The 17,620-nt window shown below is 64.6% G+C and carries 19 protein-coding genes, 1 tRNA gene and 1 pseudogene; 8 read left to right on the top strand and 13 right to left on the bottom strand.

The annotated features are described in order from the left end of the window. Nucleotides 1–101: 101 nt before the first annotated feature. Nucleotides 102–905, bottom strand: a pseudogene (locus XF30_RS22410) (LysR substrate-binding domain-containing protein); the annotation flags it as partial. Nucleotides 906–1,013: 108 nt separating this feature from the next. On the opposite strand from XF30_RS22410, the gene XF30_RS22405 reads away from it, so the two are divergent. Then, the gene (locus XF30_RS22405; protein ID WP_109143879.1) at nt 1,014–1,703 is read left to right on the top strand and encodes an FMN-dependent NADH-azoreductase; all 690 of its coding nucleotides are present in this window, start codon (nt 1,014–1,016) and stop codon (nt 1,701–1,703) included. A 51-nt stretch (nt 1,704–1,754) separates the two neighbouring features. On the opposite strand, the gene XF30_RS22400 is transcribed toward XF30_RS22405, so the two are convergent. Then, nucleotides 1,755–2,984, bottom strand: a complete 1,230-nt coding sequence (locus XF30_RS22400; RefSeq protein ID WP_035999838.1) for a lytic murein transglycosylase — start codon at nt 2,982–2,984, stop codon at nt 1,755–1,757. A gap of 194 nt (nt 2,985–3,178) precedes the next feature. Here XF30_RS22400 and XF30_RS22395 point away from each other — a divergent pair, with 194 nt between their 5' ends. Further along, the gene (locus XF30_RS22395; protein WP_035999836.1) at nt 3,179–3,430 is read left to right on the top strand and encodes a hypothetical protein; all 252 of its coding nucleotides are present in this window, start codon (nt 3,179–3,181) and stop codon (nt 3,428–3,430) included. Between the two features lie 35 nt (nt 3,431–3,465). On the opposite strand, the gene XF30_RS22390 is transcribed toward XF30_RS22395, so the two are convergent. Further along, nucleotides 3,466–3,984, bottom strand: a complete 519-nt coding sequence (locus XF30_RS22390; RefSeq protein ID WP_109143878.1) for a MarR family winged helix-turn-helix transcriptional regulator — start codon at nt 3,982–3,984, stop codon at nt 3,466–3,468. Between the two features lie 54 nt (nt 3,985–4,038). On the opposite strand from XF30_RS22390, the gene XF30_RS22385 reads away from it, so the two are divergent. Beyond that, nucleotides 4,039–4,518 carry a carboxymuconolactone decarboxylase family protein gene (locus XF30_RS22385; RefSeq protein WP_109143877.1) on the top strand — a complete coding sequence of 160 codons (480 nt, stop codon included), beginning with the start codon at nt 4,039–4,041 and terminating at the stop codon, nt 4,516–4,518. A gap of 21 nt (nt 4,519–4,539) precedes the next feature. Next, nucleotides 4,540–5,043, top strand: coding sequence for a cupin domain-containing protein (locus XF30_RS22380; protein ID WP_109143876.1), 504 nt, complete (start codon nt 4,540–4,542; stop codon nt 5,041–5,043). Nucleotides 5,044–5,072: 29 nt separating this feature from the next. Here XF30_RS22380 and XF30_RS22375 read toward each other — a convergent pair whose 3' ends face one another. The 3 genes from XF30_RS22375 to efp form a co-directional block, all read right to left on the bottom strand. Then, complete coding sequence (locus XF30_RS22375; protein ID WP_036033438.1) at nt 5,073–6,059, bottom strand: DUF808 domain-containing protein; 987 nt, start codon at nt 6,057–6,059, stop codon at nt 5,073–5,075. Between the two features lie 80 nt (nt 6,060–6,139). Beyond that, nucleotides 6,140–7,741 (bottom strand): peptidase M23, encoded by a 1,602-nt coding sequence (locus XF30_RS22370; RefSeq protein WP_109143875.1) that lies wholly within the window; start codon nt 7,739–7,741, stop codon nt 6,140–6,142. A 45-nt stretch (nt 7,742–7,786) separates the two neighbouring features. After that, the gene (gene efp, locus XF30_RS22365; RefSeq protein WP_028136595.1) at nt 7,787–8,353 is read right to left on the bottom strand and encodes an elongation factor P; all 567 of its coding nucleotides are present in this window, start codon (nt 8,351–8,353) and stop codon (nt 7,787–7,789) included. Nucleotides 8,354–8,515: 162 nt separating this feature from the next. Between efp and epmA the strand changes: the two genes are divergently transcribed. The 3 genes from epmA to XF30_RS22350 all read left to right on the top strand — a co-directional run bounded on the left by epmA (nt 8,516) and on the right by XF30_RS22350 (nt 10,982). After that, complete coding sequence (gene epmA / locus XF30_RS22360; protein WP_109143874.1) at nt 8,516–9,568, top strand: EF-P lysine aminoacylase EpmA; 1,053 nt, start codon at nt 8,516–8,518, stop codon at nt 9,566–9,568. Then, entirely contained in the window at nt 9,565–10,659 is a 1,095-nt protein-coding gene (locus XF30_RS22355; RefSeq protein WP_109143873.1) for a lysine-2,3-aminomutase-like protein, read from the top strand. Before epmA ends, XF30_RS22355 begins: the two co-directional genes overlap by 4 nt. 68 nt (nt 10,660–10,727) lie before the next feature. Beyond that, nucleotides 10,728–10,982: a hypothetical protein gene (locus XF30_RS22350; protein ID WP_035999808.1), complete on the top strand. Its 255-nt coding sequence runs from the start codon at nt 10,728–10,730 to the stop codon at nt 10,980–10,982. Between the two features lie 62 nt (nt 10,983–11,044). On the opposite strand, the gene XF30_RS22345 is transcribed toward XF30_RS22350, so the two are convergent. The 6 genes from XF30_RS22345 to XF30_RS22320 form a co-directional block, all read right to left on the bottom strand. Next, nucleotides 11,045–12,130 carry a 3-deoxy-7-phosphoheptulonate synthase gene (locus XF30_RS22345; protein WP_057029112.1) on the bottom strand — a complete coding sequence of 362 codons (1,086 nt, stop codon included), beginning with the start codon at nt 12,128–12,130 and terminating at the stop codon, nt 11,045–11,047. 236 nt (nt 12,131–12,366) lie between these two features. Next, nucleotides 12,367–12,945: an HdeD family acid-resistance protein gene (locus XF30_RS22340; protein WP_109143872.1), complete on the bottom strand. Its 579-nt coding sequence runs from the start codon at nt 12,943–12,945 to the stop codon at nt 12,367–12,369. Nucleotides 12,946–13,014: 69 nt separating this feature from the next. Continuing rightward, on the bottom strand, nt 13,015–14,055 hold the full coding sequence (locus XF30_RS22335) for a PrsW family glutamic-type intramembrane protease (RefSeq protein WP_035999770.1): 1,041 nt from the start codon (nt 14,053–14,055) through the stop codon (nt 13,015–13,017). A 295-nt stretch (nt 14,056–14,350) separates the two neighbouring features. Then, on the bottom strand, nt 14,351–14,593 hold the full coding sequence (locus XF30_RS38610) for a hypothetical protein (RefSeq protein ID WP_035999767.1): 243 nt from the start codon (nt 14,591–14,593) through the stop codon (nt 14,351–14,353). Between the two features lie 97 nt (nt 14,594–14,690). After that, nucleotides 14,691–15,317, bottom strand: coding sequence for a pilus assembly protein PilZ (locus XF30_RS22325; protein WP_036022965.1), 627 nt, complete (start codon nt 15,315–15,317; stop codon nt 14,691–14,693). 149 nt (nt 15,318–15,466) lie between these two features. Then, the gene (locus XF30_RS22320; RefSeq protein ID WP_109143871.1) at nt 15,467–16,123 is read right to left on the bottom strand and encodes a hypothetical protein; all 657 of its coding nucleotides are present in this window, start codon (nt 16,121–16,123) and stop codon (nt 15,467–15,469) included. A gap of 319 nt (nt 16,124–16,442) precedes the next feature. Between XF30_RS22320 and XF30_RS22310 the strand changes: the two genes are divergently transcribed. Further along, nucleotides 16,443–16,817: a hypothetical protein gene (locus XF30_RS22310; protein ID WP_109143869.1), complete on the top strand. Its 375-nt coding sequence runs from the start codon at nt 16,443–16,445 to the stop codon at nt 16,815–16,817. A 648-nt stretch (nt 16,818–17,465) separates the two neighbouring features. On the opposite strand, the gene XF30_RS22305 is transcribed toward XF30_RS22310, so the two are convergent. Further along, nucleotides 17,466–17,540, bottom strand: a tRNA-Glu gene (locus XF30_RS22305). Nucleotides 17,541–17,620: the final 80 nt, after the last annotated feature.

The raw sequence follows: 17,620 nt of genomic DNA, 5'->3' as shown, positions 1-17,620 counted from the left end.
CACGATGTCATTCCGGGCGCGCTAGAGCTGCGCGTATCAGCTGACTTCAGCCAGTGTCGTACAGCCTCGACCGGCTCGGTGAGCGGCCGGTCGCGGCTGCGGACCAAGTGCAGCGAAGAGCCTTCCAGCTCCGGCCCGAATGGTGCGACCAGCGTTCCCTGCGAAAGTTCGTCGGCGACGAGCACAAGACTGTGCAAAGCGACACCAGCGCCGGCGACGGTTGCCTGGATGGCATGGGTTTCATCGCTGAAACGCACGCCGGCGCGCGCATCAACGTCGTCAATGCCGGCCGTCTTGAACCAGCGCCGCCAGGTCGGATTTCGGGCATCACGACGGTGCCAGTCGAAATGTAGCAGCGTTGCTGAGCGCAGGTCGCTCGGTCTTCGGATGCCCAAGCGCGGACTGACCACCGGTGCGAAACGATCGACCGTGAGCGGCTCGGCAATCAGATCGGGATAAGGACCGGAACCGTAGCGAAGTGCGAGATCCGCGGTCGAATTGAGGTCGGCCACCTCCAAGCTCGCAAGCAATGTGAGATCAATGTCGGCTCTCTTCTTTCGGAGCCCAGCAAGACGCGGCACCAGCCATTTGGCTGTGAAAGCCGGCGTCGCCGAAAGTGTGACCACCGCCCGGCGTCGCTTGCGGCTCAATCCCTCCAGAACACGCGCAAACGCATCAAAGCCGTCGCGCAGGACCGGAAGCAGGACCTGACCTTCCGCGGTGAGCAGAACCTGCCGCGTCCGGCGCTCGAACAGCCTGACCCCGACCGTCTGCTCCAGCTGTCGCACCTGATGGCTGATCGCGGTCGGCGTGACGTGAAGCTCATCGGCGGCGCGCTTGAAGCTGAGGTGACGTGCCGCCGCTTCAAATGCACGCAATCCCGCCAGCGGAGGAAGCCTTCTCATCGCGAACTCAAGGATGAATGCAGTTCATCCATAGGCTGAGCAACTTTCGTTTGTCAACGACGGGACCTGAACCGATCTATTGGGCAAATAGATGAGAGGAGTGCTGCAATGCAACTGCTACAAATCGATTCAAGCGCGCGGTTCGAGCCTTCAGATGCAAATCCGCGCGGTTCGCACACCAGGCGTCTGACTCAGCGTTTCGTCCAACGATGGCTACAGTCGCGGCCGGGGGATCGCGTCGTCAGCCGCGACCTCGGTCGCTTCGCACCGAGTCCGGTGACGGACGACTGGGTCAAGGCGGCCTTCGCGAAGCCCGATTGGCGCGAGCCATGGATGAGAGAGGCTTTGGCGGAAAGCGATGCGCTGGTCGACGAGTTGATCTCAGCTGATCTGATCGTCGCGGGCGTGCCAATGTACAACTTCGGTGTGCCAGCGCAGTTCAAGGCATACATAGACAACATCGTTCGGGTCGGACGCACGTTTGGCTTCGACCGATCACGCCCGGACAATCCATATTCGGCGCTGCTTGAGGGCATGGACAAGCGTCTTGTCCTGCTCGGTTCGCGCGGAGACTACGGGTACGATCCGGGCGGGCGTATGGCCGCCGTCAATCATGTCGAAGGAGCCGTCCGGGACGTGTTTGCTTTCATCGGGATCACGGCCTTCCACAGCATCGCAGTCGAGTACGACGAATTCGCCGACGATCGGTTGCAGGCGTCGATTGCCGCGGCCGAGCGTGCCGTGGATGACCTCGTCGACGAGCTGCTGAAGCTGACAGAACAGCGAAACGCGGCTTAAGGGTCGGCTGCAGCGGCGGCGGAGGCGCCAGCACCGACGCTCCCAGCCGTGCTAGTTGGTTTGCCGCAGCTTGGCCAGCACTTTGAGCCCGCCGTAGCCGTCGGCGGGCGCGATCCCGACCTTCTGCTGAAACTCCTTGACTGCCTTCATGGTGTCGTTGCCGACCCGGCCGTCGGTGCCGCCGGTGTCGAAGCCGGCCTTGGTCAGGCGCGTCTGCATCTCCTGCACTTCGGCGAGCGTCAACGCACGCTCGGAGCCCGGGAAGGGCTGGATGAAGGGCGGAGCTCCCAGGCAGCGATCCCCGAGATGGCAGATCGCCAGCGCGTAGTTCATGGAAGGGTTGTAGCTCTTCACCGAGTAGAAATTCGGCCCGAGCAGGAAGGTCGGCCCGCCCGCAACCGGCGTCCACATCTGCGCGGATGCGTTGGGCTGCGGAAATGGTTGGCCGTCGGCACGCGTCACGCCGGCCGCCTGCCAGGCCGCATAGGTCCGGCTGCCGCTCATGTTGGCGGGCGCGCGCACCTCGTAGCCCCAGTGCTCGCCGCGATGCCACTTGCCACGATTGACGAGATACTTTGCCGTCGAGCCCAGCGCGTCGTCGGGCTTGCCGAATGGCGAGACCTTGCCGTTGCCGTCATAGTCGATGCCGACATTGAGCCAGACCTCCGGCATCCATTGCGAATGGCCCATCGCGCCGGCCCATGATCCCCGCATGTCCTCAGGCGTGGACCAGCCCTTGTCGACGATGCGCAGTGCATTGATCAGCTCGGTCTCCCAATAGGCCTTGCGGCGCGGCTCGTTCCAGGCGAGCGCGGCGAGCGAGGGAAACACCGGCCTCATGTGGTTCTGCTGCACCAGCGGATCGCCATAGGCGGACTCGACGCCCCAAAGCGCCAGCAGCGTGCCGCGCTCGACCCCGAAATCGCGCTCGATGCGGGCGAACAGCGCCTCGTTGTTCTTCAGCGCGATCTTGCCGTTGATGATGCGCCAGTCCGAGACGCGGCGGTTGATGTACTGCCAGACCTGCTCGCGGAATTCGGGCTGGTTGCGCATCTGCGCGAACACGCTCATGTCCGGTTCGACCCGTCCCATCGCGCGCTGCCATGTCGCGGCGGAAATACCTTTTGCCATCGCGCGCGCACGAAAGCTCTCGCGCCATTCGTCGAAGCCGGGAGGCGCGGCGAGAGCGCGGGTGGGAAGCGCGAGCAAAGCGGCTGCACCGAGCGTCGATTGGAGCAGGGCGCGGCGTGTGTGACGGGGCGAGGAATCAGTGTGCTTCATGGGCACATTCTAGCCGGAAACATGGCACGCGTGAGTCGGTTCCGAAACGGCCGCGTGCGGCAACTCGGCCCGACCCCGTCGGTCGTTCCCACCGGAACAAGTGCCGCACTCCCGCATTCCCTCCACGCCAGGACGAGGAGAAGAGCCGGCCGTGGTCGGGCCGTCCTTCCTGTTCATCGAAGCATCGGGGTGGAATGAAGATACGCACACATGCCGAAAGCCATATCGTCGAACTCGACGACGGATCGCAATGGAAGATCTTTCCCGGCGACCTCGCGACGACGCTGAGCTGGAAGCCCGAAACCGATCTGCGTCTGGAGCCGAGCGGTGAGCGGGTGAATTCGCACGTGCTGGTCAATCCCGCCGACCAGACCCGCGTGCGGGTGATCGCGGCCGACGAGAGCTGGCCGGACGGCGCAGTCAAGAACGCCTTGAAAGGCGGGTAGCACCAGCGGCCACGACAGCCGCGAATGCAGGCCGCCTAGTCCTCCTGAAGCTCAGCCGCGATTCCGGAAAGCCAACGCCGGATCGTGGTTTCCGCCTTTGAATCCAAATTGCGAGCGAGCCGCTTCTCCAATTCGAGCACACGCTGCCGGCACGCCTTCAAAAGCGTCGCGCCTCGCGGCGTCAGCGTCCATTGCTGGATGCGGCCGTGAACGGGATGAGGCGTCATCGCAATCGCGCCGTCGCGTTCGAGATTGCGGATGATGACGCCGACGGTCTGGGGCGTCAGGAAGGTGAGGCGGGCGACATCGGCTCCCGACAGGCCCGGATAGGCGTTCAGCATCGTCAGCACCGCGAATTGCGGCGAGGTCACGCCGAGATCGGCGAGCGTGCGTTCCATCGTCAGCCGAACGGCGGCGTGGGCTTGGCGCAGCAGGTAACCGAGATAGCCTTGCTCGCCGCGCTTGCCTTCGCCCGGTGCTGGAACGTGCACCGCACCGGCTGCAACGGCCTTGGGTCCCGATTGCGATTTCGTGACATTCGTCTTGCGCGACATATAATAGCTCTTATAAGATGTCCGTGCTCTTATAATATGCCGAGGTGAATGGCAATGTCACACGCCCGCAGCGAATACGAAGATTTCAAGCGGATCGCGCCCGATGCGTTTGATCTGGTGCTGGCGCTGGGCCAGCTTGCGGCCAAGGCCGGCCTCGACAAGCAGCTGCTCGAGCTGGTCAAGCTGCGCGCCTCGCAGATCAACGGCTGCGCGTTCTGCGTGCAGCATCACGTCCTGCTGTCGGAACGGATCGGCGTTCCCCTCGACAAGCTTCATCTGCTCGCGGTCTGGCGCGAGGCGCCGATCTTTTCGCCGCGCGAGCGGGCCGCGCTCGCCTGGGCCGAGGCGCTGACCTGTCTGCCTGACGGGGTCAGCGAGGAGGTTTACGCCGAGGCGTCCCGCGAATTCTCCGAGACTGAACTGACGTATCTGACCTCAGCGGTCGCCTCGATCAACGTCTGGAACCGGTTTGGCGCGGCGTTTCGCTGGACGCCTGCAAAGCGGCCGGCGGCCGCCGTCGCAGCTTCGTCCTGACGGAGAGAGGGGAAGATCACGATGACAGTCATGAGCCTTTCAGCCGTGCAGTACCCGTTGCCGTCACGTTCGACAGCGTTCGCCGTCATCGCAGGATTAGTCTGTGCACTGGCAATCGGAAAAGCTTTGCCGGTGACGATCGACAGCGTGTCCAGTGCCCTCGCGCCGCTCTGCGCGACGGCGGCGGAAGGCTCGCCGCTCGACAAGGTTGAGCCGATCGGCTCCTACGCGCTTCCGAACGTGCCCGGCAAACGCGTTACCATCGTGCGCGTGTCCTACGGTCCGGGCGGGTTTTCGCGGCCGCATCGTCACTCCGGCTCCGTCACCGCCTACATCACCAAGGGCGAGATCCGCTCGCAGCTCGGCGGCGGCCCGGTCGAGACGTTCGGCGTCGGCCAGTCCTTCTTCGAACCGCCGGGCTCGACGCATCTGGTCTCGGCCAATGCCAGCATGACCGAGCCGGCGGAACTGATCGCGGTGTTCGTGGCGGATGAGGGCGCGCAACTGACGACGTTCCTGGAATAGGCTGCGCGCGTCATCCGCAATGGCTGTGCTCAGGCCGATCGCGATCGCCTCAACCGCTTCCAGGCCGGCGCGAGTCCGTATTGGACGACCGGAATGGCGACTGCGCCGACGAGCAGTCCAAGCGCACCCGAGATGGCTGCCTCGACCGACCATTCGACGATGCCGGCAACGGATGGAAGGAGATGTGCGGCAGCCTCGGTTATGGCATGGACCGTGTGGCCGATCGCGGGTGGGCCGTATTTCTCGATGCCGTGCAGGATGATGCCACCGCCGACCCAGATCATGGCGGCGGTGCCGATCGTGCTCAGCACCGCCAGGAAAACGGGCATGCCGCGGACGAGCGCGCGCCCAAGCAATCGGATCGCGCCGCCGGCGAGCGAGGCGCCGTCGAACCGCGCGAGGGCGATGCCGGCATCGTCCGCTTTCACGATCAGGGCCACCACGCCATAGACACCAACGGTGATGAAGAGGCCGACCAGCGCCAGCACCAGCGCCTGCGTCCAGATGCTGCCCGCCGGGAGGGCCGCCAGCGTGATCGCCATGATCTCCGCCGACAGGATGAAATCCGTCTTGATGGCGCCAGCGACCTTCTCGTCCTCGACCGACTGGGCATTCAACGCAATCGGCTCGAGCTGAGCTTCGTGCTCGTGCGCATGATGCGGCATCACGGCTTCGAGCACCTTTTCGGCGCCCTCATAGCAGAGAAAGGCGCCGCCCAGCATCAGCAGCGGCGTGACCGCAGCGGGAAGGAAATAGCCGAGCAGCAGGGCAATCGGCAGCAAGATCAGCAGTTTGTTGCGTAGCGATCCGACCGCGATCTTGCCGACGATCGGCAGCTCGCGTTTCGAAGCGAAACCGATGACGTAGTTCGGCGTGACCGCCGCATCGTCGATGACCACGCCAGCCGCCTTTGTGCCTGCCTTGGCTGCCTGGCTAGCGACATCGTCGAGCGAGGCTGCAGCCACCTTTGCGATCCCCGCGATATCGTCGAGAAGACCGATCAGTCCGACACTCATCAACCCATCCTTCTTCGTTCGAGCGGGGGAGTGCGCGACCAGATGCGTCCTGCCCGCTCCAGCAACGAACCAGTACGCTGTCAGTTCTCCTCGCCGCCCGCTCCCTCGCGCAGGTCAGGCTTGAGCACGTCTTCCGGCAGCGCATGGGCCACCGGCTGCGCCGTGACCGCGATCTCCGGGCCGATCTCGCGGCCGCGCGCGCGGATCAGCCGTTCATAGGCCGAGACCAGCGTCGCGTAGGGGCTGACCCAGATCCAGCCATCGCGGGTGAACACCTGGACGTCGAAATGCAGGTGCATCGAGGTGCCGGCGGGACGGTCGAGGTAGTTCGAGATCACGCCGATCTTCTCGCCTTCGGTGACGATGCGGCCGTTGATGACGCCATCGGCGTTCATCGCATGCGGATTCATGTGCATGTAGCGGAAACGGATGTGCTCGGTGCGGCTATTGACCTGAAGCGTTGCGGCCTGGTCCTTGGCGCCACGGATAACGATCGCGTCACGCACGGCGACGACGCCGCGCCGCTTGGGATCGCACGGCTCGCGGCCTTCACCGGGCGTCGGGCAGTCGGCGGCGCGGATGTCCTCGCCCTGGTGGCCGTAACCTCCGCCGCATTGCCACACCTCGAAACTACGCGACTCGCAGAAATTGTCGCGCCAGGGATAGGCGGTCGGGCCTTCGCTCTTGTCGCGCTTGCCGAAGGATTGGGAGCGCACGAAGGCGGGCGCCTTCTCCAAGGGAAAGCGGATCTGGGCATAGGCCATGGCGTCGGGATGACCGCCCTGCTTGCGATAGCCGGTGTTCGGAATGATGTCGCCGCTCGGCCGGTAGCTGAAATCCGGTGAACGCACCGCGGGGCGATCGATAATGTTGGAGGCAACGTCCGCCAGGGGCCGCATGCGCTGGCCGCCTGCGACCCGCAGTGCCTTCAGGAAGCGCTCGGCGACTGGATAGGCCTCCTTGCAGGCGAGCCGCCGTGGCCTCGCGACACTGTCGAGGCACGGGATCGAGACCACATAGGCGGCGCCGAAGCGGGTGAAGGCGTAGCGCACATAGCCTTCCCGGATGAACCTGCGTAGATCCGGGTAGGTTGCGGCGAGCGGCTTGACTGGCTCGCCCTTGCCCCCGGCCGGATCGGCGATGTCGTAGACCAGGGCCGAGCCCGTGATCTGCACCTCGACAGGCTTTGCGTACACCCGGCTCGGCATGCCGTCACCGGCGCCGGGATCGAGCGAGAAGGTCGCGCTGTAGCCGGCAGGACCGGCATCGAACATGTCGACGGGATTGAAGTCGGCCTGGTAGCGCGACAGCGCGAGCGTCGCCGGCGCGCCGCTGCGCTGCGCGTCGAGATACGCGGCGGCGTCGAACGGCAGCAGCACGGGGACGGGACTTCGGGTAATGCCGGTGAAGAAGCGCGAGGAGACCGCGTTGAGCTGCACCAGTGCCGGCATCGCGCGCGGATCGTAGCGCGGCACCGAACGGCGCGGTGCGAAGATGAAGTCGCCCGCAATTTGCGGACGGCTGTTGATCTCGCTGCGAAGCTGATCGAGCGCCGCGCGCCACTCGATGCGCAGGGCCGTCAGCGAGGGACTGCGGAACTCGTCCGCAGCGATCGGTGCAGCAACGAGGAGCGACGGCAACGCCAGGAGAAGCGAGACGAAGCGGAGACTGTTCCTGCCCACTGCTTCGCCCCCCGGCGGTACCTGTTCCGATCCTCGATGGCTCGTTTAGTCCTTAGCACGCTCGGAGTAGGAGCCGTCTTCGGTCATCACCACAATGCGCGTGCCGACCGAGATGTGCGGCGGCACGGTGGTGCGCACGCCGTTGGACAGCACCGCCGGCTTGTAGGAGGAGGAGGCGGTCTGGCCCTTGGTCACCGGCTCGGTCTCCACCACTTCCAGCGTCACGCGCTGCGGCAGTGCGATCGACACCGGATTGGTGTCATGCATCGACAGTTTGACGGTCATGTCCGGCTGGAGATACGCGGCCGCGTCGCCGACGACGTCCTTGGAAACCTGAACCTGGTCGTAGGTCTCGGGGTTCATGAAGTGGTAGCCATCGCCATCTTCGTAAAGGAAGGTGTAGTTGCGCTCTTCGATGGTGGCCTTTTCGACCTGGTCGGTGGTCTTGTAGCGTTCCGAGATCTTTACCCCGTCCGAGATTCGGCGCATTTCGATCTGGCTGACCGGGGTTCCCTTGCCGGGATGGATGTTCTCGGCGCTCACGACGACATAGAGCTTGCCGTCTTGCTCGATCACGTTGCCCTTGCGAATAGAACTGGCGATGACTCTCAAAGCTGTATTTCCTGCTTGCTTGGCCCGGCACCAGCCAGGACGTGGTCGAATTGCTGGGGGACTTGGGGCCTCAAACCGGACCTCGGCACCCGTTTCGGGCCGCAACATACTGATTTTGCCGTTGGATGCCAGCATTTTGCTGCCGGCCGGGGCGGTCGGTTGATGGCTGGGGACAAGCCGATGTCGCCGTCCTGGTCGCCCGCGCGCCACCTCGACCGACGGCCGTTCCTCCAGGCCAGGGCCGCCGTGACCGGAGCTTTGCGGGGTTTTTTCGCCGAACAGGGGTTTGTGGAGGTCGAAACCTCCGTTCTCCAGGTCTCTCCGGGCAATGAGACCCATCTGCACGCCCCCCGGACCGAGATCATGCGGCCCGACGGCAGCCGGGCCAGCCGATACCTGCGCACCTCGCCCGAGTTCGCCTGCAAGAAACTGCTGGCGGCGGGCGAGACGCGGATTTTCGAGTTCGCACGGGTGTTCCGGGACCGCGAGCGCGGCGACCTGCATCTGCCCGAGTTCACCATGCTGGAATGGTACCGGGCGGGAGCGCCCTATGATGCCATCATGGCCGATTGCGTCGTCGTGATCGCCCGGGCGGCGCAGGCGACCGCGATCGGGACCTTCTCCTTCCGCGGCCGAACCGCCGATCCCTTCGCCGAGCCGGAGCTCCTGACGGTCGCGGGCGCCTTCGCGCAGTTCGCCGGCGTCGACCTGTTGTCGACAATCTCGGGCGGCGAGGGTAACCGTGCGGCGCTCGCCGAGGCGGCAGCCGGGAAGGTCCGTGTCGCCGAGGATGACACCTGGTCCGACATCTTCAGCAAGGTGCTGGTCGAACACGTCGAGCCGCAGCTGGGGCAGGGGCGTTTGACCATCCTGTTCGAATACCCATCTCCAGAGGCGGCGCTGGCGCGGGTGAAGACGGACGATCCGAGGGTCGCCGAACGTTTCGAGGTCTATGCCTGCGGCGTCGAGCTCGCCAACGGCTTTGGAGAGCTGACCGATGCCGGGGAGCAGCGCAAACGCTTCACGGAATCCATGACGGAGAAGCAGCGCCGCTACGGCGAAGCCTATCCGCTCGACGAGGATTTTCTGGCGGCGGTCGCCGCAATGCCGGAGGCGAGCGGTGTCGCGCTCGGCTTCGACCGGCTGGTGATGCTGGCGAGCGGCGCCACACGAATTGATCAGGTGGTGTGGACACCGCCTGCGGATGAGAGATGACAAAGACGAACCTTGCACGCACTCTGCGCGAACCTGCCGAGCTGGTAGCCGAGGGCCTGGTCCCCGCATCGGCGCTGCCGGCGCTCGAACGCGTCGCCGCGCGCTATGCCGTGGCGATCACGCCGGATCTGGTCGGGCTGATCGACGCGACGGATCCCGACGATCCCATCGCGCGGCAGTTCGTTCCTGTTTCGGCCGAGCTCGAGGCGCAGCCGGGCGAGAATGCCGATCCGATCGGCGATCACCCGCATTCGCCGGTGGCGGGAATCGTGCACCGCTATCCCGACCGGGTGTTGTTCAAGCTCGTGCACGTCTGCGCGGTCTATTGCCGCTTCTGCTTCCGCCGCGAGATGGTCGGGCCCGGCAAGGAGAATGCGCTGTCGGAGAGCGCCTATCGCACCGCGATCGACTACATCCGGTCGCATGACGAGATCTGGGAAGTGATCCTGACCGGCGGCGATCCCCTGATGCTGTCGCCCCGGCGGATGAGCGAGATCATGGCTGACCTTGCGGCCATCGATCACGTCAAGATCATCCGTCTCCACACCCGTGTCCCGATGGCCGAACCAGCGCGCGTCAGCGCGGAGATGGTTGCAGCCCTGAAGGTTGCGGGCGCGGCCACCTGGGTCGCGGTACACGCCAATCACGCGCGCGAACTGACGGGGGCCGCGCGCGATGCCTGCGCGCGGCTCGTCGATGCTGGAATTCCCCTGGTGAGCCAGTCCGTGCTTTTGCGCGGCGTCAATGACGACATCGCCGCTCTCTCGGATTTAATGCGAGCTTTCGTCGAATGCCGGATCAAGCCCTATTATCTGCACCACGGCGATCTCGCCCCGGGAACGGCGCATCTGCGCACGACGTTGGCAGAGGGGCAGGCCTTGATGCGGCAGTTGCGCGGGCGGGTGTCCGGCCTGTGTCAGCCGGACTATGTCATCGACATTCCCGGCGGTGCCGGCAAGTCGCCGGTGGGTCCCAATTACGTGTTGGCGGTGCCAAATACCGCAAACGAGACAAGTGAAGCGGAATCAGAAACGCGCTATCGTATCGTCGACTATTGCGGCGACGTTCATCTTTATCCGCCCGAGGCATGAGTGGCGATGGCATCGACGCTGACTTGAGTGCTGGGCTTGGACGCTGATTCGAGAATGGAGAAATGGACATGACGAAGATCATGCTGGCAGTATCGCTCGTGGTCTTGCTTGGCGGCGCGGCTGTTGCGCAGACCGGCGGCTCCAAGGGATCGACCTCAAGCGGCGCATCGTCCGGGTCGGTGTTGCCGGCGCCGGTCGGTCATCGCCAGCCGCGTGCCAGCGATGTGCCTAGCGAGAAGAATCTGAGCGATCCCAACGATCCGCTCAGCAAGGAAAACCAGGCGCTCGACAAGAAGATCAAGAGCATCTGCCGCGGCTGCTGAGGCTTTCACCTCTCCCCGTCGGGGAGAGGTGAGGAATGAGCCATCCCAAGCTCGGCCATCCGTCAGGCTGATCGCTCGTGCAGTCCGGCGCGCCGGATGTTGCGGCGGATTTCGACCGCGTCGGCGAGCTGCTCGAGCGTCTTCGACGTCGTTGCCCAGTCAATGCAACCGTCCGTGATGCTCTGCCCATAAGTGAGCGGCTTGCCCGGTACGACATCCTGCCGGCCGGCGACGAGGTTGCTCTCGATCATCACGCCCATGATGCGGCTCTCGCCGCCCGAGATCTGACGGGCGATATCGGCCATCACCAGCGGCTGGTTCTCCGGCTTCTTGCTCGAATTGGCATGGCTGGCATCGACCATCACCAGCGGGGCAACGCCGGATTTGGTCAATTCGTTGCAGGCCGACGCAACGCTTGCCGCGTCGTAGTTCGGCTCAGCTCCGCCGCGCAGGATGATGTGGCAGTCCTCGTTACCGGCGGTCGAGGCGATCGCCGAGCGGCCGAGCTTTGTGACGGCCATGAAATGATGGGGATGCGAGGCTGATTTCACCGCATCGGCCGCGATCCGCACATTGCCGTCGGTGCCGTTCTTGAAGCCGACCGGGCAGGACAGCCCCGACGCCAGCTCGCGATGGATCTGGCTCTCGGTCGTGCGCGCGCCGATCGCGGCCCAGGAGACGAGGTCGGCGATGTATTGCGGCGTCGTCATGTCGAGGAACTCGGTGCCGGCGGGCAGGCCGAGATTGTTCACCGCCGCGAGCACGTTGCGCGCGAGCCGCAGCCCCTTGTTGATGTCGAAGCTGCCGTCGAGGTCGGGATCGTTGATGAGGCCCTTCCACCCGACCGTGGTACGGGGCTTCTCGAAATAGACCCGCATCACGAGCTCGAGCTGATCGGCGAGATCCTCGCGAAGCTTTGCTAGCCGCTCGGCATAGTCGAGCGCCGCCTTGGGATCATGCACCGAGCAGGGGCCGACGACGACCAGAAGGCGGTCGTCCTGATTGCTCAGGATGGCATGGATGGCGTTGCGCGCGGCCATCACCACACGCGTCGCGGTGAGCGTGCGCGGGACTTCCCGCATCACCTCTTCCGGCGTGCTCAGCTCTTTCAGTTCGCGGATACGAAGATCGTCGGTCGTGCTCAGCACGGCGGGCTCCTGTCTGTTTTAGAACCTGCCGGCCAACAAAAAAGCCGCCAGGGTCTGGCGGCTGTTCGGACGTTTGCTGCAATGTTTCAGATTGAGCGCGATCCTCCCGCCGCCAGCGAGCTGTCGTAGCTAAAGTACCAAAAATAGCTGGTGGCGACGGTGATCATGGAAAGGCCATATAGCGTGCCGCTGGCGCCTTGTCACCCCCCAATCAGAATGTGGAGCGACGAGGCGCCTCAGGTGTTGCCATTGCGTGCCGCCAGCGCCATGCCGATCAGGGTGGCGCCGCCGAACAGCAGGTTGATGCCGACGAGGACGCCAATGGCCCACTCCGCCGAGCTCGGCAGTCCCGTGATCACCATGAACGAGATCGCGATGTCGACGAGGCCCGAGATCAGCAGCCACGACCAGCGGCCGCTGAGCTCACGGCGGTGCTCTAGCGCGTACATGATGGTGGCGACGCCCTCGGCGAGGAAATAGGCGCCGAGCACGATGGTCAGCGTCAGCACGGCCTGCATCGGCCGGGCCAGCAGCAGCAGGCCGGTGAGCACAGCGAGCGCAGCCGAGATCAGCGACCACCAGAAGCCCGGCGTGCTGCGCGCCCAATAGGTCGCGATCAGTCCGCCGATGCCGCCGATCAGGAACATCCAGCCGAGGAAGATCGCAGTCGCAAGGCTGGCGAGCGGCGGCAGGACGAGCGCGGCAATGCCGAGGACGACAAGCAGGATCCCTTCGAACAGAAAAGCCTTCCAGTGCGCCTTGACCGTCTGGTTCATCTCGGATTGGAGGCGGGCAAATTCCTCGGGCGATGTCATCGTCTGGCTCCGGAACGAGAGATTGCGTCCCAATCTAGTGGGCCTGTCGCGCGTTCGCCATGCGTTGGATCAAGTGCCGCCGGGCGCCGACGAAAAGCCTTCCGCGTTGGTGCGAATGCGGTTGCGGCCGAGAATGTAGATCGCCGATGTGACAATCAGAAGCGCAAGGCCGAGCAGGATCGAGACGAAACCGATCGGAATCAGCGCCAGCGTCAGGTTGCGCTCGGGGTTGATCAGCCAGTGATGGATCGAGGTCAGGACGAAGGCGAGCCCGACGAACCCGATGCCGCCGCCGGCGAGCAGCAGCGCCCACATCCGGCGCAGCTGGCTGAGCCGCTCGCGCGCGACATCGGTTCGCGGCGCGTGGTGGCGCGCGACGCGCCGGACCAGGCGGATGGCGAAGGCGATCGAGCCGAAGCCGATCAACAGGCTTGCAGCGCCCAACCACATGCGGAGTGTCGGATCGAGATCGGGCATGCGCTGGAGCGTCAGCAGCGGGAAGTCGAAGGCCGTATGAAGCGCGAGCGGGCCACCGAAGATCAGCAGCCGGCTGGAGAGACGGGCCCAATCGCGATGGTGGCGGTTTGCGCCAAGCGCCGTGCCCGCGCGCGCGATGGTCAGGTAGGCGCCGGCGATGATGCCGAGCGCGCCGTGGAACGGCACGGTCAGGACGCTGCGCAGCGCGGCAAGCGAGCGCCACATGTCGGCGTGCTGGACCAGGTAGGCGAGATTCTCGTAGGCGGCGAAGCCGAGGCCGACCGCGGCGCCGTAGACCACGGTGTCCATCGGATTGGCAAAGGTGCGTCGCTTGGTCGAGGAGACCAGCACGATGGCGAGCACCTTGACGGCTTCCTCGGGCAGCGCGACGCCGAAGATCGAATGCATCGCCAGCGCCGCCCAGGGATCGTCGGGGGCGGCGATCATCTTGGCGAAGGGGGCGCGGGCGAGGCCCAGGAGCGAAATGCTCGCCGCCCCTAACAGGAATGCGGTCCAGACCTGGGCCGGCGGCCCCGGGCGTTCCTCGGCAGCGATGACGAGCCAGAGCAACAGCAGCGCCGGGGCGATAGCGGCAGTTCCAACGACGGTGGGGAGCGCTTCGATCAGGTACATTGGCGCCGAAAATAAGTTCCCTTGATCCGCTTATCTACGTTCTCCGATGCGACCATGTGTCATGCGCCGGCTGTCGGCTCCCTGAAGGTGCGCGACAGCTGCCGTTCATCCGGGCTCATTGTGGGGAGTAGAATACGAGCGCAATCAATCGCATGATGGCAGAGGCTCGCCAGTCACCGTAACGATTGCCCGGTGCGCTGCGGATCGAGATTTGCAAGCGAGCTCAAGGAAATGCGCGGGATTCCTCGATTCTTGGCGCATCTGCGCAGCGTGCCGGCTGCTGGCCTTAGTCTAGTCAGTGCGTCGTGATCGCGGGCGGCGCGTCGGGTGCGACGTCGAAGGCGCCGAGATGGAATTCCTCGCCGGCGGACTCGGGCGACCCGGAACTCTGCGCCAGCAGCGTGAACGCGGCCTGCGGGTATCGTTTCCAGATCTCCAGGTCGCCGGCGGTGATGGTGAGCCAACCGAACGTGTACATGTAGCGTCCGGGCTCGGTGACCCGGCCGACCCTGTCCCAGGTGATCTTGTCGACTGCCATTCGGTCCCCCGATCGCAAGTCTGCAAAATGACGTCCGGCCCGAGGCACAGACCTGCAAAAGCTGATCCGGCATTGGGGCCGCTATAGGGCGGCGAATTCAGGCCGACTTCAGCAAGGGCGCGCGGACGATCAGGCGGACAAGGTCGTCCCGGTCCAGCTTTTCGGCGAATTTGACCGCAAAGCCGTGCTCGAACTTGCGGATCACCCGCCCGACACAGGCGCCGACCGCAAGCGGGGTTCCGACCACCGGATCATACTCGGAGGACACCGCGACGCCGGCCGTCGAGACGTCGATGATGAAGCACGGATGGCAGCTGCCGTCCGCGAGGGTCAGCACGGTGTGCGAGACTTGCGGAACGAAACGCGCGTCACGCCGCAGGTCCCGAACATTGACATCCTTCTGCTTCTTCTCGAGCCAGGTCAGCTTTTCCGACATCCAGGCGCGCCGCGCCCGCGTCATCTCGAGCTCCATCAGGAAGCCCGCCTTCAGCGTCGCGCTGATGGTGCCCTGGAATTCGCCGAAATCCTCGAAGTAGGAGGTCAAGCGCTCGCCGACCTTGCCGACCACGGGCACGTCCACGATCATCCGGAACGGCGAGACGCGCTTGGTGCGGCAGGCGAAGCTGCGGAGCTTGCCCTCGCAATCGTACCAGCGGGGCAGCGAGTAGCTGCCGCTGACCGTAACATCCACTGCTCGCTGCCTCAGGAAGTCTGCGACGGACATGAGCGCTGACCGGGGGTTCGGGTGATTGCCGTAGTTCCACGGTAGCGAGCAAATTCTAAGCAAATGATACTGCTGCCTAATAGCTGGGGTGAATTTTCGGTAAATGGCGCGGGTCGGCAGAGCAGCGGGAAGCGCGGCATAAGCGACGGCTAGCGAGGTCCGAACAGCACCAGGATAGCCAATGCGGCAAAGGCGAACTGGATCATCGTCCATATCAGTACGTTCGGACGGATCTCCCATCGCAGGCGCGGCAATGCGCGCCGCAGCGCGAGCCCGGTCAATGCTTCGACGAGGGCGAGCAGAATGGCAATGCCGGCCAGGGAAGACCATGACTGGGTCGGAGGCAGCCAAGACGCGAGCCAGGCGGGAACCGAGGCTTTCAGGGGGCCGAGCAACGCGAACCATCCGAACCAGAATACAAAGCGCTTGACGAGGTCTTGGCCGATCATTTCGGGCTCGAGGCGGATACCGATGCTTGCCAGCGCGCTTTCGATGCGCTCGCCATCGGTCAGGAAGAGAAAGGCACCGAGGTAGAGCGGAACGCGCGAATGGAAGAGCAGGGCGATGACACCGAACAGCACGATGTAGCCGAAGGCATCGCCGAGAATGTCAGCGACGGCCTGGCCTGACCGCTCCGGCGAGGGCGGCGTCAACGCCGCCTGGCGCTCCGGCAGTGATTGGAGGTGGGCCATGTGCGCCAGCATCTTGGCGCGCCGGTGCGGCGCATGCTGGCGCGGGTGGCGCAGCCATGTGGGAAGCGCCGGCATCTGCGATGCGTCTGCAATGTCGGCTTTGAGCTGCGGCATGGGCCTCGACCGGTTACGACCTGACATTGGTCGGAGACGAGGGGCGAGGAGGTTCACGCTGCCGCGGCGGCTTTGCGCCTCTGGCGCTCCCTAGCGGAATCGAACCGCCCTCTCCACCGTGAAAGAGATGAGAATAGGTCCATGGCCGTCCACCTCCGTAAAAATAGGCATCGACAAGGCACAAACGAAGCTCAGGAAGATCCGCGGGCAGTTGACACGCGATCAAGAGAACTGGGCCGCCCGGGTTGATCTACTCACGGCAGCGGCCAAGAGGTTGAGCGCTGCGATCATTGCGGCCCGGTCGATGGAGGGCTGAGGCATGGCCAAGGCAAAGGAGAAGCCCATCACCCGCGCTGGCATCACGCGGCGCCGCAACGCCGCCAAGCGTCGGCGGCTACGCCTCCGGACACCGTTGGGGCGGCTCGACGCCGACGGCGCGTCGTCAGCGCAGAACAACAACCGGCGCCTGTTGTGGCTCGCGATCGAATGGGGATTGGAGCGAGCTCCGAAGGTCGGTCCCGCGCCCAGCGCCGAGCTGTGCGACTACTGCCGGAAGCACGGGATCAACGTCGACTGGATACTCGACGGTGATCTAAGGGGCCTCAAGAGGATGATCGACGAACGCCGAGGGCACCAGAGGGCTGAGCGAGCCCTTTCGCGAGGTATGCCCAGCTCACGCCTGAGCACCAGCTGATCGTGACGGCCGAGATCAACCGCATCCTGGCGGAGCGCGACCAATGAAGCACCATTGAGCAGGGCCCGCCGGTTCACGCTGGCGGGCCGTTCGTTTCGGGCATTTCCGCGTGGAACAACTGTCATTTGCAATGGAACCGGAATTAACATATGATATTTTTATTACAGTTTAGATTATTACAGTTCAGAGTTGTGTTCATTGAAGCAGATTGCACCCCAGGGGCTCTGTCGGCGCCCCGCTCTCGTCACGCCTGAAATGGTTGCGCTCGCGATACTCGGGGGTCTGGCCCTGCTTGCTGTGCTTTGGGGGTGGTCGAGCCCACGAGTTGAAACGCCCCAGCACGTGGTCACAAAGCCGAATCCTCCTGATTGCTACTCAATCGGCAACAGGGTAGCCGCTGGCTGCTTCGAAAAAAAATAGATGAGCGATGCCGGCGGCTTGCCTCGCGGTGACCGCAGGCTGCACAGGAGGCGCGACCGCGGCTGATGACGCACCGCCCCGGGGCTCAGGCGGTAAGCACGATGGCCCGCCGGTTACGCTCGCGAAGCGGGGCGGCGATCGAGCCCCACGTCCCTGGGTGTTCGCACGGGTTTATTGGCCACACGTTGGACACGGCGGCAGAGTGGATCTTTGAGTGATTGATTTTGCTGGCGCTCCCTAGCGGAATCGAACCGCTCTCTCCACCGTGAAAGGGTGGCGTCCTAACCGATAGACGAAGGGAGCAAACGCAGGGCCCTGCCGATTGTCCCGGCACGGCCGCTGGCCGGCCGAACAGGGCCCGGCGGCTTGCAGCGGGCGAACGT

The sequence above is a fragment of the Bradyrhizobium sp. SUTN9-2 genome (genome assembly GCF_003122645.1).
GTDB classification, from domain to species: domain Bacteria; phylum Pseudomonadota; class Alphaproteobacteria; order Rhizobiales; family Xanthobacteraceae; genus Bradyrhizobium; species Bradyrhizobium yuanmingense.
This window is presented reverse-complemented; position numbering and strand designations above follow the sequence as displayed.

Coding starts and splice junctions, on each gene's coding strand:
- XF30_RS22405 (WP_109143879.1), top strand. CDS start 1,014: ATGCAACTGCTACAAATCGATTCAAGCGCGCGGTTCGAGCCTTCAGAT.
- XF30_RS22400 (WP_035999838.1), bottom strand. CDS start 2,984: ATGAAGCACACTGATTCCTCGCCCCGTCACACACGCCGCGCCCTGCTC.
- XF30_RS22395 (WP_035999836.1), top strand. CDS start 3,179: ATGAAGATACGCACACATGCCGAAAGCCATATCGTCGAACTCGACGAC.
- XF30_RS22390 (WP_109143878.1), bottom strand. CDS start 3,984: ATGTCGCGCAAGACGAATGTCACGAAATCGCAATCGGGACCCAAGGCC.
- XF30_RS22385 (WP_109143877.1), top strand. CDS start 4,039: ATGTCACACGCCCGCAGCGAATACGAAGATTTCAAGCGGATCGCGCCC.
- XF30_RS22380 (WP_109143876.1), top strand. CDS start 4,540: ATGACAGTCATGAGCCTTTCAGCCGTGCAGTACCCGTTGCCGTCACGT.
- XF30_RS22375 (WP_036033438.1), bottom strand. CDS start 6,059: ATGAGTGTCGGACTGATCGGTCTTCTCGACGATATCGCGGGGATCGCA.
- epmA (WP_109143874.1), top strand. CDS start 8,516: ATGGCTGGGGACAAGCCGATGTCGCCGTCCTGGTCGCCCGCGCGCCAC.
- XF30_RS22355 (WP_109143873.1), top strand. CDS start 9,565: ATGACAAAGACGAACCTTGCACGCACTCTGCGCGAACCTGCCGAGCTG.
- XF30_RS22350 (WP_035999808.1), top strand. CDS start 10,728: ATGACGAAGATCATGCTGGCAGTATCGCTCGTGGTCTTGCTTGGCGGC.
- XF30_RS22340 (WP_109143872.1), bottom strand. CDS start 12,945: ATGACATCGCCCGAGGAATTTGCCCGCCTCCAATCCGAGATGAACCAG.
- XF30_RS22335 (WP_035999770.1), bottom strand. CDS start 14,055: ATGTACCTGATCGAAGCGCTCCCCACCGTCGTTGGAACTGCCGCTATC.
- XF30_RS38610 (WP_035999767.1), bottom strand. CDS start 14,593: ATGGCAGTCGACAAGATCACCTGGGACAGGGTCGGCCGGGTCACCGAG.
- XF30_RS22325 (WP_036022965.1), bottom strand. CDS start 15,317: ATGTCCGTCGCAGACTTCCTGAGGCAGCGAGCAGTGGATGTTACGGTC.
- XF30_RS22320 (WP_109143871.1), bottom strand. CDS start 16,123: ATGCCGCAGCTCAAAGCCGACATTGCAGACGCATCGCAGATGCCGGCG.
- XF30_RS22310 (WP_109143869.1), top strand. CDS start 16,443: ATGGCCAAGGCAAAGGAGAAGCCCATCACCCGCGCTGGCATCACGCGG.